The 16,671-nt window shown below is 64.1% G+C and carries 14 protein-coding genes; 10 read left to right on the plus strand and 4 right to left on the minus strand.

What is annotated here, in order from left to right:
* The first annotated feature begins 198 nt into the window (after positions 1–198).
* From LV82_RS02610 to LV82_RS02645, 8 genes are all read left to right on the plus strand, one after another.
* Positions 199–2,166 carry an AMP-binding protein gene (locus LV82_RS02610; RefSeq protein ID WP_104069117.1) on the plus strand — a complete coding sequence of 656 codons (1,968 nt, stop codon included), beginning with the start codon at positions 199–201 and terminating at the stop codon, positions 2,164–2,166.
* A 55-nt stretch (positions 2,167–2,221) separates the two neighbouring features.
* Positions 2,222–3,040 (plus strand): ABC transporter ATP-binding protein, encoded by an 819-nt coding sequence (locus LV82_RS02615; RefSeq protein ID WP_104069118.1) that lies wholly within the window; start codon positions 2,222–2,224, stop codon positions 3,038–3,040.
* Positions 3,041–3,078: 38 nt separating this feature from the next.
* Complete coding sequence (locus tag LV82_RS02620; RefSeq protein WP_104069119.1) at positions 3,079–4,065, plus strand: branched-chain amino acid ABC transporter permease; 987 nt, start codon at positions 3,079–3,081, stop codon at positions 4,063–4,065.
* Between the two features lie 3 nt (positions 4,066–4,068).
* A complete protein-coding gene (locus LV82_RS02625) occupies positions 4,069–4,329 on the plus strand; it encodes a hypothetical protein (RefSeq protein ID WP_104069120.1) in 261 nt (86 codons plus the stop codon).
* 86 nt (positions 4,330–4,415) lie between these two features.
* Complete coding sequence (locus tag LV82_RS02630) at positions 4,416–5,492, plus strand: branched-chain amino acid ABC transporter permease (RefSeq protein ID WP_104069121.1); 1,077 nt, start codon at positions 4,416–4,418, stop codon at positions 5,490–5,492.
* A 70-nt stretch (positions 5,493–5,562) separates the two neighbouring features.
* Complete coding sequence (locus tag LV82_RS02635) at positions 5,563–6,843, plus strand: ABC transporter substrate-binding protein (protein WP_104069122.1); 1,281 nt, start codon at positions 5,563–5,565, stop codon at positions 6,841–6,843.
* Positions 6,844–6,910: 67 nt separating this feature from the next.
* Positions 6,911–7,729 carry an ABC transporter ATP-binding protein gene (locus LV82_RS02640; protein WP_104069123.1) on the plus strand — a complete coding sequence of 273 codons (819 nt, stop codon included), beginning with the start codon at positions 6,911–6,913 and terminating at the stop codon, positions 7,727–7,729.
* A 14-nt stretch (positions 7,730–7,743) separates the two neighbouring features.
* A complete protein-coding gene (locus LV82_RS02645) occupies positions 7,744–8,913 on the plus strand; it encodes a phenylacetate--CoA ligase family protein (protein ID WP_104069308.1) in 1,170 nt (389 codons plus the stop codon).
* Between the two features lie 30 nt (positions 8,914–8,943).
* Here the strand turns inward: LV82_RS02645 and ychF are convergent, their stop codons facing one another.
* Positions 8,944–10,041, minus strand: coding sequence for a redox-regulated ATPase YchF (ychF, locus tag LV82_RS02650; protein ID WP_104069124.1), 1,098 nt, complete (start codon positions 10,039–10,041; stop codon positions 8,944–8,946).
* Between the two features lie 176 nt (positions 10,042–10,217).
* Here ychF and trpA point away from each other — a divergent pair, with 176 nt between their 5' ends.
* The gene (gene trpA / locus LV82_RS02655; RefSeq protein ID WP_104069125.1) at positions 10,218–11,009 is read left to right on the plus strand and encodes a tryptophan synthase subunit alpha; all 792 of its coding nucleotides are present in this window, start codon (positions 10,218–10,220) and stop codon (positions 11,007–11,009) included.
* A 5-nt stretch (positions 11,010–11,014) separates the two neighbouring features.
* On the opposite strand, the gene LV82_RS02660 is transcribed toward trpA, so the two are convergent.
* A complete protein-coding gene (locus LV82_RS02660) occupies positions 11,015–11,791 on the minus strand; it encodes a ZIP family metal transporter (RefSeq protein ID WP_104069309.1) in 777 nt (258 codons plus the stop codon).
* A 148-nt stretch (positions 11,792–11,939) separates the two neighbouring features.
* Here LV82_RS02660 and LV82_RS02665 point away from each other — a divergent pair, with 148 nt between their 5' ends.
* Positions 11,940–13,103: an alpha-hydroxy acid oxidase gene (locus tag LV82_RS02665; protein ID WP_104069126.1), complete on the plus strand. Its 1,164-nt coding sequence runs from the start codon at positions 11,940–11,942 to the stop codon at positions 13,101–13,103.
* Between the two features lie 27 nt (positions 13,104–13,130).
* On the opposite strand, the gene LV82_RS02670 is transcribed toward LV82_RS02665, so the two are convergent.
* Together LV82_RS02670 and LV82_RS02675 are read right to left on the minus strand one after the other, a co-directional pair.
* Entirely contained in the window at positions 13,131–14,147 is a 1,017-nt protein-coding gene (locus tag LV82_RS02670; RefSeq protein WP_104069127.1) for a dynamin family protein, read from the minus strand.
* A 20-nt stretch (positions 14,148–14,167) separates the two neighbouring features.
* The gene (locus LV82_RS02675) at positions 14,168–16,174 is read right to left on the minus strand and encodes a dynamin family protein (RefSeq protein WP_104069128.1); all 2,007 of its coding nucleotides are present in this window, start codon (positions 16,172–16,174) and stop codon (positions 14,168–14,170) included.
* Positions 16,175–16,671: the final 497 nt, after the last annotated feature.

Genomic DNA, 16,671 nt, shown 5'->3' on the forward strand with positions numbered 1-16,671 from the left:
CACCGCCATGGGGCGGCGGAAAAGGGGCAAGCGGCCCGGTTACAATTCGTTACAATTGCGCAAAAGTCACGAAACCTTTGACGGCAAGCTGAAGCGGGCGGCAGTCTGACGCCCGATCCGCAGCACCCGGGACGGGGAATCCCGGGCCATGCGGGCAGACGCAGCCGCGATGGCGCGACCGCGCAGGGGGAGGAAACCTTGGCAGAACAGACCCGACCCGAGGATCTGCAGTCGATCCCGGCCTTGCTGGAACGTAATGCCCGACGCTGGGGGGCGCTGCCCGCCTATCGCGAGAAGGAATTCGGCATCTGGCAAAGCTGGACCTGGGCCGAAACCGCCGACGAGGTCCGCGCGCTGGCTCTGGGGCTTCTGGTTCTGGGTGTCGAACGTGGCGACCGCGTCGCGATCATCGGACGCAACCGCCCGGCGATGTACTGGTCGATGGTGGCGGCGCAGATGTGCGGCGCGATCCCCGTGCCCCTGTACCAGGACGCGGTTGCCGAGGAGATGGCCTATGTCCTGGACCATTGCGGCGCGCGCTTTGTCGTCGCGGGCGACCAGGAGCAGGTCGACAAGGTGCTGGAGATCCAGGACCGCGTGAAGGGCATTCGCCACATCGCCTATCTCGATGGGCGGGGCATGCGCAAATACGACCACACGCACATGACTTCGCTGGCCGACATCGCGCGCGAGGGGCGCGCGGCGGAAACGCGGCTGGGCGAGGAACTCGACCGGCGCAAGGCCGAGCTGACCTTCGACCATACATGCGTGATGCTGTATACCAGCGGCACGACGGGCAAGCCCAAGGGCGTGGTCCTGTCCAACCGCAACATCATCGTCACGTCGAAGAATTCCGCGGAATTCGACCATCTGACCCATAACGAGGAGATCCTTGCCTACCTGCCCATGGCCTGGGTTGGCGATTTCATCTTCTCGGTCGGGCAGGCCTACTGGACCGGGTTCACGGTGAACTGCCCCGAAAGCCCGGCAACCATGATGTCCGACCTGCGCGAGATCGGCCCTACCTACTTCTTTGCGCCGCCGCGCATCTTCGAAACCGTCCTGACCAACGTGATGATCCGCATGGAGGATGCGGGACGGATCAAGAAGTGGCTGTTCGATCACTTCATGGAAGTGGCCCGCAGGGTCGGCCCGGCGATCCTTGATGGCCGACCCGTCGGCCTTGGCGATCGGCTGCGCTATGCGCTTGGCGACATCCTGATCTATGGCCCGCTGAAGAACACGCTGGGCTTTTCGCGCATCCGCGTTGGCTATACCGCCGGCGAGGCGATCGGCCCCGAGATCTTCGACTTCTATCGCAGCCTGGGCATCAACCTGAAACAGCTCTACGGCCAGACCGAGGCATCGGTCTTCATCACCCAGCAGCCGGACGGACAGGTGCGTTCCGATACGGTCGGCGTACCCAGCCCCGGCGTCGAAATCCGCATCGCCGAGAATGGCGAGGTGTTCTATCGCTCGCCCGGCGTCTTTGTCGAATATTACAAGAACCCCGAATCCACGGCCTCGACCAAGGATGCCGAAGGCTGGGTGGCCACGGGCGATGCGGGCTTCTTCGATCCCGAGACGGGACAGCTGCGCATCATCGACCGGGCCAAGGACGTGGGCAAGATGGCCGACGGGTCACTGTTCGCGCCGAAATATGTCGAGAACAAGCTGAAATTCTATCCCAACATCCTTGAGGCCGTGGTCTTTGGCGCGGGTCGCGACAGGTGCTGTGCCTTCATCAACATCGACCTGACCGCCGTGGGCAACTGGGCCGAACGCAACAACATCGCCTATTCCAGCTATCAGGAGCTGAGCCAGCACCCCAAGGTCGGCGACATGATCCAAGCCCATGTCGAGGAGGTGAACCGCGCCCTGGCCGCGGATCCGATGCTGTCGGGCTGCCAGATCCATCGCTTCCTTGTGCTGCACAAGGAACTGGACGCCGATGACGGCGAGATGACGCGCACCCGCAAGGTCCGCCGGCGGATCGTCGAACAGAAATACGCCGACCTGATCGACGCGCTCTATGGCGGCAAGGACAGCGTCCATACCGAAACCGAGGTGACCTACGAAGACGGTCGCAAGGGCAAGATCAGCGCCACGCTGACGATCCGCGACGCCGCCGTGGTCCCGGTCAGCACGAAGGCGGCAGCGGAATGAGGTTTGCCCGGATGTCGAGCCCCGCAAGCCCCGCCCGCCTCAGGAGAATGCGCGCATGACGGACATGACCGAAGGCTACACCACCGCAGACGGCCGCCGGATCGGCCCGGTCCTGATGGACCTGCGCAACATCACGCTGCGCTTTGGCGGGGTCGAGGCGATCAAGAACATCTCCTTCGACATCCGCGAAGGCGAGATCCGCGCCATCATCGGGCCGAACGGTGCGGGCAAGAGCTCCATGCTGAACGTGATCTCGGGATTCTATCACCCGCAAGAGGGCGAGGTCTGGTTCCGCGGCCGCAAGCGCCCGCCGATGAAGCCCTACGAGGTCGCCCGTCAGGGCATCGCGCGCACCTTCCAGAACATCGCGCTGTTCGAAGGCATGAGCGTTCTGGACAACATCATGACCGGCCGGCTGACCCTGATGAAGACCGGCATGCTGTCGCAGGCCGTCTGGTGGGGCCGCGCCCAGCGCGAGGAGGTCGCCCATCGCGAGAAGGTCGAACGCATCATCGACTTTCTTGAAATCCAGTCGATCCGCAAGACGCCCGTCGGCCGCCTGCCCTATGGCCTGAAGAAGCGCGTCGAACTGGCGCGGGCGCTGGCCGCCGAACCAAAGCTTCTGCTGCTGGACGAACCGATGGCCGGCATGAATGTCGAGGAAAAGGAGGACATGTGCCGCTTCATCCTCGACGTGAACGACGAGTTCGGGACGACCATCGCGCTGATCGAACACGACATGGGCGTGGTCATGGACCTGTCCGACCGCGTGGTCGTGATGGATTACGGCAAGAAGATCGGCGACGGCACGCCCGACGAGATCCGCAACAACCAGGACGTCATCGACGCCTATCTGGGGGTAAGCCATGATTGAGCCGCGCGCCAAGCACCCCGCCCTGGAAAGGAGCCGCCATGCCTGAACAGATGTTGTTTGCCACCGAGGCCGCGCTGAACGGCCTGATGGCGGGGGTGATGTATTCGCTGGTCGCGCTGGGCTTCGTGCTGATCTTCAAGGCCAGCGGCATCTTCAATTATGCCCAGGGGGTGATGGCGCTTTTTGCCGCACTGACCCTGGTGGGTATCCAGACCGGGCAGATACCGTTTTCCCACCTGATCAACGCGATCTTCGGCACTGATCTGCACCATTTCGGATGGGAGCTGCCCGCGATCGTCGCGATCGTCCTGACCGGTCTGGTGATGATCCTGCTTGCGGTGCTGATCGAGCGCATCGTGCTGAAGCACCTGATCAATCAGGAACCGATCATCCTGTTCATGGCGACGATCGGTCTTGCCTATTTCCTCGAGGGCTTTGGCGACCTGATGTGGGGCTCGGACATCAAGAAGCTGGATGTCGGCCTGCCGCAGGGGATCAACGAAACCATCGACCGCGTCACCTATGACGCCTTCGGCTATGGCTTCTTCATCGACAATCTGGACATCGTGGCGACCGTGGTTGCCGGGCTGCTGGTGCTGACGCTGTCGCTGTTTTCGCAATATACCAAGTATGGACGCGCGCTGCGGGCGGTGGCCGACGACCACCAGGCCGCGCTTTCGGTCGGCATCAGCCTGCGCTTCATCTGGATCCTTGTCTGGTCGATCGCCGGCATCGTGGCGCTGGTCGCCGGCATCATGTGGGGCGCGAAATCGGGCGTGCAGTTCTCGCTGTCGCTGATCGCGCTGAAGGCCCTGCCCGTCCTGATGCTTGGGGGCTTTACCTCGATCCCCGGTGCCATCGTGGGCGGGTTGATCATCGGAATGGGCGAAAAGCTGTTCGAGTTCTTCGTAGGTCCCATGATCGGCGGCGCGACCGAGAACTGGTTCGCCTATGTGCTGGCGCTGGTCTTCCTTGTCTTCCGGCCGCAGGGCCTGTTCGGCGAACGCATCATCGAGAGGGTCTGATCAATGCCGAAACTGGTCGCCACGCTGAATGTCATCGCCTGGTCGGGGTTCTGGGCCTTCGGCTATCTTGCGCTGACCGGCCCGGCCGATTCCAGCACGCTGGTTGCCCTGATCCTGGCCGCCCTGGGCGCGGGCGCGGGCCTGCTTTGCTATCTCTGGCTGGCGCGCCATTGCGAGACCACGGGCTATGCCCGCCCGGCCCGGCGGGTCTTGCCCGAACATCTGCGCAACCGTCAGGACCAGTCCGGGGAGATGACGGAATGAACCGGTTTCGCCACGCCACATGCGGCCGGATGCGGACCACAGCCAGGACGGGCAGCGGACAGCTTTCGGTCAGAGAGGGGTAAGAGATGTTCTATCGCGAGGCAGGTGACTTCAAGACGTCCTATGTCGAGGACAGCCAGACCTTTCCCCTGCGGCTGGACAGGCGGGCCTATTATGTACTGCTGGCCGTGGCCTTCGGCGTGGTGCCGCTGTTCATCAACGATTATTGGGCGAACGCCGTTTTCGTGCCTTTCCTGATCTATGCGATCGCGGCGCTGGGGCTGAACATCCTGACGGGCTATTGCGGGCAGGTCAGCCTGGGGACCGGGGGCTTCATGGCGGTCGGGGCCTATTCGGTCTACAAGCTGATGACGGCCTTTCCGGATGTCTCGATCGTGATCCATATCCTGCTGGCCGGGCTGATCACGGCGGGCGTCGGGCTGCTGTTCGGGCTGCCGTCGCTGCGCATCAAGGGTTTCTATCTTGCCGTGGCGACGCTTGCCGCGCAGTTCTTCCTTGTCTGGCTGTTCAACAAGGTGCCGTGGTTCTACAATTACTCGGCCTCGGGCCAGATCTCGGCGCCCGAGCGCACGGTCCTTGGCCATGCGGTGACCGGGCCCAACACGACGGCCGCGGCGAAATACCTGATCTGCCTGACATTGCTGTTCGCGCTGGCCTGGCTGGCGCGCAACCTGACCCGCGGCGCCTTCGGACGCAAGTGGATGGCCATTCGCGACATGGACATCGCTGCCGAAATCATCGGCGTCAATCCCCTGACCGCCAAGCTGTCGGCCTTTGCGGTGTCGTCCTTCTATATCGGCGTGGCCGGGGCGCTGCTGTTCTCGGTCTATCTGGGCGCGGCCGAAGTGGGCGAGGCCTTCGGCATCCAGAAATCGTTCCTGGTGCTGTTCATGGTGATCATCGGCGGCCTTGGCTCGATCTTCGGCAGCTTTGCGGGGGCGGCCTTCATGGTGCTGCTGCCCGTCCTTCTCAAGAACGTGCTGGTGGGCCAGCTGGGCTGGGCGACGGACCTTGCCGCCCATATCGAGCTGATGATCGTCGGCGGCCTGATCGTCACCTTCCTGATCGTCGAGCCGCACGGCCTGGCCCAGCTGTGGCGCCTGACCAAGGAAAAACTCCGGCTGTGGCCCTTCCCGCACTAGGATGGCCCGGCCCAACGACAAGACCGGCCGACAAGCCGGCGCAAGGACTCAATTCATGGGAGGAAGACCAATGAAGAAGACCCTGACGGCGATCGCCCTGGCCATCGGCCTTGCGACGCCCGCCATGGCGGATCTGATGATCCCCAACCTCAGCTATCGGACCGGCCCCTATGCCGCGAATGGTGTGCCCTATGCAGATGGCTTCACCGACTATTTCACGCTTCTGAACGAACGTGACGGTGGCATCGGCGGCGAAAAGGTCGTCGTGACCGAATGCGAAACGGCTTACAACACCGAAAAGGGTGTCGAATGCTACGAGGCCACCAAGGGCCAGGGGGCGCTGGTCTACAACCCGCTGTCCACCGGCATTACCTATCAGCTGATTCCGAAGGTGACGGCCGACAACATCCCGCTGTACACGCCCGGCTATGGCCGGACCTCGGCCGCCAATGGCAAGGTCTTTGCCAATGTCTTCAACTATCCGGCCAATTACTGGGACGGGGCCTCGATCATCATCAAGGACATCCTGAACCGCAATGGCGGCGACATCTCGGGCAAGAAGATCGCGCTGGTCTATCACAACTCGGCCTATGGCAAGGAGCCGATCCGCACGCTCGAGGAGCTGGCCAAGAAGCATGGCTTCGAACTGACGCTGCTGCCCGTCGATCACCCGGGTCAGGAACAGAAGTCGCAATGGCTGCAGATCCGGCGCGAGCGGCCCGACTATGTCATCATGTATGGCTGGGGCGTGATGAACGCCGTCGCCATTCAGGAGGCCGTCAACATCCGCTATCCGATGGACCAGTTCTACGGCATCTGGTGGTCGGGGTCGGAAAACGACGTGCTGCCGGCAGGCGAGGGCGCGAATGGCTACCGGATGATCTCGTTCCATGGCACCGGGTCCGACTATCCGGTCTATCAGGACCTCAAGAAATACGTCTATGACGCCGGCAAGGCGGCGGGCGACGGATCGAACCCGGGCAACGTGCTGTATTCGCGCGGCATGTATGCCGCGATGGTGATTGCCGAGGCCATCCGCACCGCCCAGGAACTGGCCGGTCATTCGAACGTGACCCCGGCCGAGGTCCGCGACGGCTTCGAGGCCCTGAACCTGACCGAAGAGCGTCTGGCCGAGCTTGGCCTGCCGGGCTTCTCGCAGCCGATCCAGGCCTCGTGCGAGGATCACGGCGGCCCGGGCACGGCCATGATCTTCCAGTGGGATGCCGCGGCCAAGAAGTGGAACCCGGCTTCCGACTGGCTGGCATCGGATTCCGAAATCATCGACCCGCTGATTGCCGAAGACTCCGCCGCCTTCGCGGCCGAAAACGGCATCGCCGAGCGCTGCAACTGACCTGACCCGCCCCGGCCCGCATTGCCGGGCCGGGGTATCCGCACAACACAAGGCCCGGAGAACACCGATGCTGGACGCCGGACGGACCGAGACCCTGCTTGAGGTCAACAATATCGAGGTGATCTACAACCACGTGATCCTCGTGCTGAAGGGGGTCAGCCTGACCGTGCCCAAGGGCGGCATCACCGCGCTTCTGGGCGGAAACGGCGCGGGCAAGACGACGACGCTGAAGGCGATCTCCAGCCTGCTGCGATCGGAACGCGGCGAGGTGACGAAGGGCTCGATCCTGTATCGCGGGCAGCGCGTGCAGGACCTGGACCCGGCCGAACTGGTGCGCATGGGCGTCATCCAGGTGATGGAGGGCCGCCACTGCTTCGAGCACCTGACCATCGAGGAAAACCTGCTGACCGGCGCCTATACCCGCAGCGACAAGGGCCAGATCGCCGCCGATCTGGAGATGGTCTATTCCTATTTCCCGCGCCTGAAGGAACGCCGCCGCAGCCAGGCGGGCTACACTTCGGGCGGCGAACAGCAGATGTGCGCCATCGGCCGCGCCCTGATGAGCCGGCCCGAGACGATCCTTCTGGACGAACCCAGCATGGGCCTTGCCCCACAGCTGGTCGAGCAGATCTTCGAGATCGTCAGGGCCGTGAACGAGAACGAGGGCGTGACCTTCCTGCTGGCCGAACAGAACACCAATGTCGCGCTGCGCTACGCGCATTACGGCTACATCCTGGAATCGGGACGCGTCGTGATGGACGGCCCCGCGGCCGAGCTGCGCGAGAACCCCGACGTCAAGGAATTCTACCTTGGCATGTCCGACAAGGGCCGCAAGAGCTATCGCGAGGTGCGCAGCTATCGGCGCCGCAAACGGTGGCTGGGATGATGAAGGATCGCACCGTGACCCATTACGACGCATTGGAAACCCGTTCGACGGACGAACGCGCGGCAGATCAACTGGCGGCGCTGAACCGGCAGCTGGCCCTGCATGGGCTGGACCCGTTGTCGGATCTGTCGGAACTGGCCCGGCTGCCCGTCCTGCGCAAGTCCGAGCTGTCGGCCCGGCAGAAGGCCAATCCACCCTTCGGCGGCCTGCCCGTGTCGAACGTCGCACATGTCTTCCAGTCGCCCGGACCGATCTATGAACCCGGCGGGATCGGGCATGACTGGTGGCGCATGGGCCGCTTCCTGCATGCGGCGGGAATAGGGGCGGACGATATCGTCCAGAACTGCTTTGGCTATCATCTGACCCCGGCCGGGATGATCTTTGAGAATGGCTGCCGCGCGGTGGGCGCGACGGTCGTTCCCGCGGGAACCGGCCAGACCGATCTGCAGGTGCGCGCCGCGGCCGATATCGGCTCGACCGCCTATGCGGGCACGCCGGATTATCTGAAGGTGATCCTTGATCGGGCCGAGGAGATGGGCGAACGCCTGCGCATCACCAAGGCCGCCGTCGGCGGGGGCGCGTTGTTCCCCAGCCTGCGCCAGCATTACGCCGATCGCGGGATCACGTGCCTGCAATGCTATGCCACCGCCGATCTGGGCAATATCGCCTATGAAAGCCCCGCGATGGAGGGGATGATCGTGGACGAAGGCGTGATCGTCGAGATCGTCCGCCCCGGCACCGGCGATCCGGTGCCCGAAGGCGAGGTGGGCGAAGTCGTGGTGACCACGCTGAACCCGGATTATCCGCTGATCCGCTTTGCCACGGGCGATCTGTCGGCCGTCCTGCCGGGGCAAAGCCCCTGTGGGCGCACCAACATGCGCATCAAGGGCTGGATGGGCCGGGCCGACCAGACGACCAAGATCAAGGGCATGTTCGTGCGCCCCGAACAGGTCGCGGATCTGTGCGCCCGCCACCCCGAGATCCGGCGCGCCCGGATCATCGCCACGCGCGAGGGCGAAATGGACCAGATGACAGTCCAGATCGAGACCGAGAGCGGCGATCCGGCACGCTATGAATCGTCGGTCACCGCCATTCTGAAGCTGCGCGGCCGGGTCGAGATCGTTCCGCCCGGCAGCCTGCCCAATGATGGCAAGGTGATTGACGATCAGCGCCGCTACGAGTGACCACCCGCCCCCCGCGGGCGGGAACGGTCCTCAGGCATTGAACAGGAAGTGCAGGACGTCGCCGTCCTTGACCTCATAGCTCTTGCCCTCGACGCGCAGCTTGCCCGCCTCGCGCGCGCCGGCTTCGCCGCCGCAGGCGATATAATCGTCATAGGAAATCGTCTCGGCGCGAATGAAGCCGCGTTCGAAATCGCCATGGATGACACCCGCGGCCTGTGGCGCGAGCGTACCCTTGCGGATCGTCCAGGCGCGCGCCTCCTTGGGGCCCACGGTGAAATATGTCTGAAGGCCCAGAAGCTGATAGCCCGCGCGGATCAACCGGTCGAGACCCGGCTCGTCGAGCCCCATCTCGGCCAGGAACATCCTGGCGTCCTCGGGCTCCATCTGCGCCAGCTCTTCCTCGATCCGGGCCGAGATCACGACGACGCCCGCGCCCTCTTCGCGCGCCATCTGCGCGACCTTTTCGGACAACGCATTGCCGGTCGCGGCCGAGGCTTCCTCGACGTTGCAGACATACAGGACCGGCTTGGCGGTCAGAAGCTGCAGCATCTTCCATGCCTTGCGGTCTTCCTCGGGCACCTCGACCGTGCGGGCGGGACGTCCGGCCTCCAGCGCCTCGAGCGCGCGGCGCATCAGCCGTTCCTGCGCCTGCGCATCCTTGTCGCCCGACTTCAGCTTGCGCGCGATATTGGCCAGACGACGTTCCAGGCTTTCCATGTCGGCGATCATCAGCTCGGTATTGATCACCTCGGCGTCCGAGATCGGATCGATCCGGCCCTCGACATGGGTGATGTCGTCATCCTCGAAGCAGCGCAGGACATGGGCGATGGCATCGACCTCGCGGATATTGGCCAGGAACTGGTTGCCCAGACCCTCGCCCTTCGAGGCGCCACGGACCAGCCCCGCGATGTCGACAAAGGTCATGCGCGTGGGGATGATCTGTTTCGACCCCGCGATTTCGGCCAGACGGTTCAGGCGTTCGTCCGGAACGGCGACGTCGCCGACATTCGGTTCGATCGTGCAGAAGGGAAAGTTCGCCGCCTGCGCCGCGGCGGTGCGCGTCAGCGCGTTGAAAAGCGTCGACTTGCCGACATTCGGCAGTCCGACGATGCCCATGCGGAAACCCATGCTTGCCCTCCATTGATCGATCCGGGGCATGTATGGGCGCAACGGGGGCGCGGTCAAGGCCCGCGGGGCGGCCAGGCCGGGTATCGCACACCACATTTCCTGTTGCGCGGTTCTGGGGCATTGATTTTCCGTCCGCCATTCTGCAAGACCGGAATGCAGTTCAGGGAGCCCCGTTCATGACCAGGATCGACCGCACGTTCGCCGCGCTTCGCGAAAAGGGAAAGAAAGCCTTTGTCGCCTATATCATGGCGGGCGACCCGGACCGGCAGACATCCATGCAGATCATGCGCGGCCTGCCGCGCGCCGGCGTGGACATCATCGAACTGGGGATCCCCTTCACCGACCCGATGGCCGACGGCCCGACGATCCAGCTGGCCGGACAGCGCGCGCTGGAAGCGGGCCAGACGCTGAACAAGACGCTGGAGATGGTGGCCGAATTCCGCAAAGACGACAACACCACCCCGGTTGTCCTGATGGGGTATTACAACCCGATCTACAACCATGGCGTGGATCGTTTTCTGGAAGACGCCCGCGCGGCCGGGGTCGATGGGCTGATCGTCGTTGATCTGCCGCCCGAAGAGGACGAGGAATTGTGCATCCCCGCCCAGAAGGCCGGGCTGAACTTCATCCGTCTGGCGACGCCCACCACGGATGACTGCCGCCTGCCGAAGGTGCTGCAGAACACGTCCGGCTTCGTGTATTATGTCTCGATCACCGGGATCACGGGAGCCGCTGCGGCGCGGGCCGAGGATGTCGCCCCCGAAGTCGCGCGGATCAAGTCGCAGACCGATATTCCCGTCGTGGTCGGCTTTGGCATCCGCACGCCGGACACGGCCCGCGAGATCGCCTCGGTCGCCGATGGCGCGGTCGTGGGCTCGGCCATCGTCAAGCAGGTCGAAGAGGGTCGCTCGGTCGAGGAGATCCTTGAATTCGTGCGCAGCCTGGCCGAAGGCGCGCATCGGGCCTGAATGTCCTAGCCCAGGGAAACATCCAGCACCATCATCAGGACAAGCCCCGCGATCAGGCCGGCGGTCGCCCTGTTCTGGTGTCCGTTCCGGTGTGTCTCGGGCATGATCTCGTGGCTGATGATGTAGAGCATCGCTCCGGCGGCAAAGGTCAGGCCCCATGGCAGAAGACTGCCCGATACCGTGATCGCGGCGGCCCCGAGAAACGCGCCCACGGGTTCGACTGCGCCGGTCATGCTTGCGACAAGGAAAGCCCGCCGCCGGTCATAGCCGCGGCCGATCAGCGCGACGGCAACGGCCAGCCCTTCGGGCATGTCCTGCAGCGATATGCCCGTCATCACCGAGATCCCGTTGGTCAGGTCACCGCCACCAAAGGCCACGCCGATCGACAGGCCTTCGGGGAAATTGTGGATCGTGATCGCGATGACAAACAGCCAGATCCGCGCCAGCGCGGCCTGTTCGGCCCCGCCTTCGCTTCCGCTGTAGAAGTGTTCATGGGGCAGGGTCGCGTTCAGCCATGCAACGAATCCCGCGCCCAGCGCGATGCCCGCAGAGGCGATCAGCGAGGCCAGAACGACCGATCCGGTCTGCAGCTCGGCCGCATCGATCCCCGGAAGGATCAGCGAGAAGAACGACGCCGAAAGCATGACGCCCGCGGCAAATCCCAGCATCGTGTCGGCCGTGCGCGAGGACATGCCCCGCCCCACCAGCACCGGAGCCGCGCCCGCAGTCGTGGCGATCCACGCGACCAGTCCCCCCAGCGTGCCCCACAAGATTTCCTGCATCCTGCCCGTCCCCTGCCGCCAAATGCGCTTGCATTTCGAATTGTCCCTGGCCGCAGTCAATGGCGTCGCGGCCCGGTTCGCAATGGAAAATATTTGAAGCGCATGCGACAAATTGGTAAGAACTTCTGACCGCAGATCGAGGACATCCATGGCCACCATCACCTGTATCGACGATCTGAAGCAGCTCTACCGCCGACGCGTACCGCGCATGTTCTACGATTACGCGGAATCTGGCAGCTGGACCGAGCAGACCTTCCGCGAAAATGTCAGCGACTTTTCCCGGATCCACCTGCGCCAGCGCGTTGCTGTGGACATGACGAACCGGTCCACGGCAACGACAATGCTGGGGCAGGATGTGGCGATGCCAGTTGCATTGGCGCCGGTCGGCCTGACGGGGATGCAGAGCGCGGATGGCGAGATCAAGGCGGCGCGCGCTGCCGAACGGTTCGGCGTGCCCTTTACATTGTCCACCATGTCGATCTGTTCGATCGAGGACGTGGCCGAGCATGTCAGCAAGCCCTTCTGGTTCCAGATCTATGCGCTGAACGACGACGACTTCAACCGGCGCATCATCGACCGCGCAAAGGCGGCTGGCTGTTCGGCGCTGGTGATCACGGTCGACCTGCAGATCCTGGGTCAGCGGCACAAGGACCTGAAGAACGGCCTGTCCGCACCGCCGAAATTCACGCTGCCCGTATTGCTGGATCTGGCCACCAAATGGCGCTGGGGATTCGAGATGCTGGGCACGAAGCGGCGCTTCTTCGGCAATATCGTGGGCCATGTCGAAGGCGTGTCGGACCCCTCGTCGCTGTCGGCCTGGACGGCCGAGAAATTCGACCCCGCGCTGAACTGGGACCGTATCCGTCGCCTGATGGACATGTGGGGTGGCAAGGTCGTACTGAAGGGCGTCCTGGATGTCGAGGATGCCGAACGTGCCGCGGAAATCGGCGCCGATGCAATCGTCGTGTCAAACCATGGTGGGCGGCAGCTCGACGGGGCACCGTCGTCCATCCGCATGCTGCGCCCGATCGTCGATGCCGTCGGCAACAAGACCGAGGTCTGGATGGACAGCGGCATCCGCTCGGGCCAGGACGTGCTGAAGGCCGTGGCCATGGGTGCGCGGGGCGTGATGATCGGACGGGCCTATGTCTATGGCCTGGGCGCAATGGGCGAAGCGGGCGTGACGCGCGCCCTGGAAATCATCCACAAGGAGCTGGACACGACGATGGCCCTGTGCGGCGAACGGCGCGTGACCGAGCTTGGACGCCACAACCTGTTAGTGCCGCGCGGCTTCAGCGACGGGTGGGAATGACCCAAGCGCGGTTCGACACGACCGGCTTCAGCGGTCCAGTTCGGCCAGCAGGGACGCCAGATCGGCAAGCGTGACCGACCCCAGCGCCGCCGCGTGATGCGACAGCACGTCGCGCAGATCGGATAACAGCGCCCTGCGCGCCGCGTCCTGATCCGGACTCAGCGGCGTGGATACCGTCCCCGCGGCAGGATCGGAGGCGTCTGCGTTGTCTTCGACCGCGATCGCACCGCCTTCGGCCAGCTGCGGATCGGCGGTGCCGTTCTCGGCAAGATAACGCGACAGAAGCTGCTCTCGCCGCCTCGACACCCGCCGCAGGATCGATTCCAGCGTCGTTACAAGCTCGGCCGCGCCGCTTGCCTCCCATGCCAAGGGATTGTCGGCGCGTTGCGCGGCAAGCGCCGTCTTGAGCGAGGCAAAGATCCGCGCCGCGAACAGGCCGTTCGTTTCCCGCGCAAGGCGGGCTTCGATCTTGGCCACGTCCTCTTCGCTGCGCAGCTTGTCGGCCCGCGTGACCAGAAGGATCGAATTCTGCCTCAGCCTTGCGGGCATCTCGGCCCACATGGCGCGCTCGCTCTCGCGCCAGGCCTGGGCGGCATGGGTACACCAGATCACGCCCGAGGCCGCGGCCAGGATGTCCAGATGATCCTGCGCGGCCAGGTTCGGATCGGAAATGCCGGGCATGTCGATCAGGTCACAGCGGCCAAGGATGTCAGCCTGGGAAAACACCCGGATCACGCGGGTATCCTCGACCGGAACGTCGGACAGGCGGTTCAGATCCACGGGATGGCGGCGCCCCTTGCGATCGATCCTGTAGGGCTCGGCCGAACCGTAGCGCAGCCAGACCGGCGGCAGATGCGTCGCCGTGACCTTGACCGGCATCATGTCCTGCCCGACCAGCAGGTTCAGCAATGTTGACTTGCCCGACGAAAATTCGCCCATCAGGGCGATGACGGGCTTGCGCCGGCTCCACTGCCTGAGTCGCTCCAGCTTGTCCGGATCGACCGTACGGGGGGGCCTTGGCCGGATCACGTCTTCCTTGACCATCCTGCGTCCTCCGGCCGGTTTCAGGCAGCGCTACGCCCGGACTTCGCGTCCGAGGCGGCCAGAACCGAACCTGGCGGCGCGTCCATCGGCTGCAGGGTGATCTGCGGTTCCGTCTTGCCGCGGGCGACACGCAGGATCGTGGCGATCTGCTGGCGCGTGAAATCGTCAAGGATCGCACGCATCTCGATCATGACTTCGTTGAACTGCACGGTCTCGAGATCGCTTACAATGGTCGCGACTTCGGCCCGGATCAGATCGGCATAGTCCCGCGCCATCGCGTCTTCGTCCTTGCGGTGCAACCACCAGCGTTTCCACCACGGCACGCCCAGATCGACCGCGATGGTCTGGCCGATGGCGGTCGGGGCGGGGATTTCCGGCACCTGCGGAGGCTCGATCGTTAGCTCTCCCTCGGCAAGGCCCAGGTAATCGCGCCAGATGCCCGACAGGGTTTCCGCCGTCTCGCGATAGATCTCCTCGACCTCGATCGTGGCGGCATGGGAAAAGCGCATGTAGGTGGATTTCAGGACGAAACGCAGGCCCGAGGTCCCGAACGACCAGGTATCGTGGCGGCCGGTCCGGCGCACATGGTCGATCAGGGCGCGGGTCGCGCGTTCGACATAATTTTCCTGCACCCGATGCAGACGCTGGCGCAGCGTTGCGATCAACCGGTCCAGCGCGGTGTCCAGCCGCGCGCGCTGGGCATCGGCGGCGGCCTGCAGGCGGGCGCCCAGCTCGGCGATCTCTTCCTCGGTCGCCTGTTCGCGCGCGGCCTGCGCTGCGCGAATCTCTGCAAGGATGTTGCCAAGATCGGCATTGACCCCTTCGATCATGCGACGCGCCGGCCGATCCAGGATACGGCGGTAGACGGCCGCCATCAGCTCGGGCACGCCGGACAGGCGCCACGTGAAGCCCGAGGCGTCGCGCACGGCGCCCTGGCCCGCGACGCTGGCCCAGTCGTAAAGCGCGGCGCGCTCGGCCTCGTTCATCTGTCCAAGGCCGCCATTCAGCGCGATCTCGGCCCAGCGCGCGGAACCGAAGACCAGCTCGACCGATCGGCCACCATCCGTCTTCGCCAGGGTCGCGAGGATGCTGGCGCGGATTTCCGGCACCTGTTCGGACGGGCGCTCCAGCTCATCGATGCGGTTCACGAACAGGACGACCTGGCGATCCTCCAACGCCGAGATCATGCGCATCAGGGCCATGTCGGCCGTGGACAGGGCCTCGTGTGCGGACAGCACGACGATGCAGACATCGGTACGCGCCAGCGATCGCAATGTGATCTGTTCGCGCACCAGGAATGTGTCGTTCACGCCCGGCGTGTCGCGCAGGCTCATACGGCCCGGCAAATGGGGATGATCGACATACAGATCGGCCGAGCGCGTGATGTCGGCAAAGCGGCTGCGCCGGCCTTTCGAATCCGTCGCCGGATCGCCCATGCTGACATAGCGTTCGACAAGATCACGTTCGCAATAGCTGTATTTGTGGATCTTGCCCAACAGCGCTTCGAAGCCCGATCCGAACCGCGCCTGCGCTTGCCGTCGCATCTGGTCGACCTGGGCGCGCAGACGCGCGGCTTCATCCTCGGCGCCGGCGCGCATGGCCAGTTTGCCCAGATGGCCGCCATCACGGGTCAACGCGTCCCATTCCTTGCGATCGAAAAGGGTAAAGGCGGCCCGCGTGCGCCCGTCGGGGTGACGGCCGTTCAGATGCAGCGTGGTGACGACCGAGGTCAGCGGGTTCACGTCCGAAGGCAGCAGACCCGGCGTCCCGGACAGGACATTGGCCAACGCCGTCTTGCCGGCCTTGACCTGACCGACCAGCGCGACCGATGGCGAGAACGAGTCGATGCGCCGGATCAGCGCATTCAGCCGATCGGCGAGGGATGCATCAGTATTCTGCGCCAGTTCAGCCGCCTGGCTGCGGATATCATCCAGCTTTTCCTGGAACGGCGCATAGAGATCGGCACAAAGGGAAAAGGGATTGGCGTCCCCCGATGAAACCCCTGGATTGTCAATTCGTTCGTCCATACCCGACAGAAACCCCAATACCTTGCATCACATCACAAGTCATTGCCGCGTCAGCAAGAACGCGGATGTCCGAACCGGACGACCTGTTGAGAAACCTGCGCGGCCTGCGCCTGTGCGCGGACCGAGAACGGAACGGCGCGAGGAAATTTCGACGCCGAAAGATTTGAACACCACCATCGCACCCTTGCCGAACACCCAATCCGGCTACACAGAACTATAGCATTCGATATTTCATTGATTCTTGGCCAAACTGTGTCAGCGACAAGAAAATTTCTTCATACACCTGCCTTGGTTCGCAAATCTGTCAATCATTTTCAATCATGAATTGCGCGACGCGCAACAAAGACCAACGTGGCCGTGCATTTTTCAAACAATCGGGGCGTGTCTTTCTTGATTGTCTTCGTCCGCGTTGATCCCGGCGGGTCGCTTCTTCACGCGGTGGGGCCCGCCGGTGGCGCAAGGTGGAAAACGGCAGCTTTCCCGTCACCCGTGTCAGG

The organism is Albidovulum inexpectatum (assembly GCF_002927635.1).
Taxonomy (GTDB): domain Bacteria; phylum Pseudomonadota; class Alphaproteobacteria; order Rhodobacterales; family Rhodobacteraceae; genus Albidovulum; species Albidovulum inexpectatum.

Coding starts and splice junctions, on each gene's coding strand:
- LV82_RS02660 (WP_104069309.1), bottom strand. CDS start 11,791: ATGCAGGAAATCTTGTGGGGCACGCTGGGGGGACTGGTCGCGTGGATC.
- ychF (WP_104069124.1), bottom strand. CDS start 10,041: ATGGGTTTCCGCATGGGCATCGTCGGACTGCCGAATGTCGGCAAGTCG.
- LV82_RS02620 (WP_104069119.1), top strand. CDS start 3,079: ATGCCTGAACAGATGTTGTTTGCCACCGAGGCCGCGCTGAACGGCCTG.
- trpA (WP_104069125.1), top strand. CDS start 10,218: ATGACCAGGATCGACCGCACGTTCGCCGCGCTTCGCGAAAAGGGAAAG.
- LV82_RS02670 (WP_104069127.1), bottom strand. CDS start 14,147: ATGGTCAAGGAAGACGTGATCCGGCCAAGGCCCCCCCGTACGGTCGAT.
- LV82_RS02640 (WP_104069123.1), top strand. CDS start 6,911: ATGCTGGACGCCGGACGGACCGAGACCCTGCTTGAGGTCAACAATATC.
- LV82_RS02665 (WP_104069126.1), top strand. CDS start 11,940: ATGGCCACCATCACCTGTATCGACGATCTGAAGCAGCTCTACCGCCGA.
- LV82_RS02675 (WP_104069128.1), bottom strand. CDS start 16,174: ATGGACGAACGAATTGACAATCCAGGGGTTTCATCGGGGGACGCCAAT.
- LV82_RS02615 (WP_104069118.1), top strand. CDS start 2,222: ATGACGGACATGACCGAAGGCTACACCACCGCAGACGGCCGCCGGATC.
- LV82_RS02625 (WP_104069120.1), top strand. CDS start 4,069: ATGCCGAAACTGGTCGCCACGCTGAATGTCATCGCCTGGTCGGGGTTC.
- LV82_RS02635 (WP_104069122.1), top strand. CDS start 5,563: ATGAAGAAGACCCTGACGGCGATCGCCCTGGCCATCGGCCTTGCGACG.
- LV82_RS02630 (WP_104069121.1), top strand. CDS start 4,416: ATGTTCTATCGCGAGGCAGGTGACTTCAAGACGTCCTATGTCGAGGAC.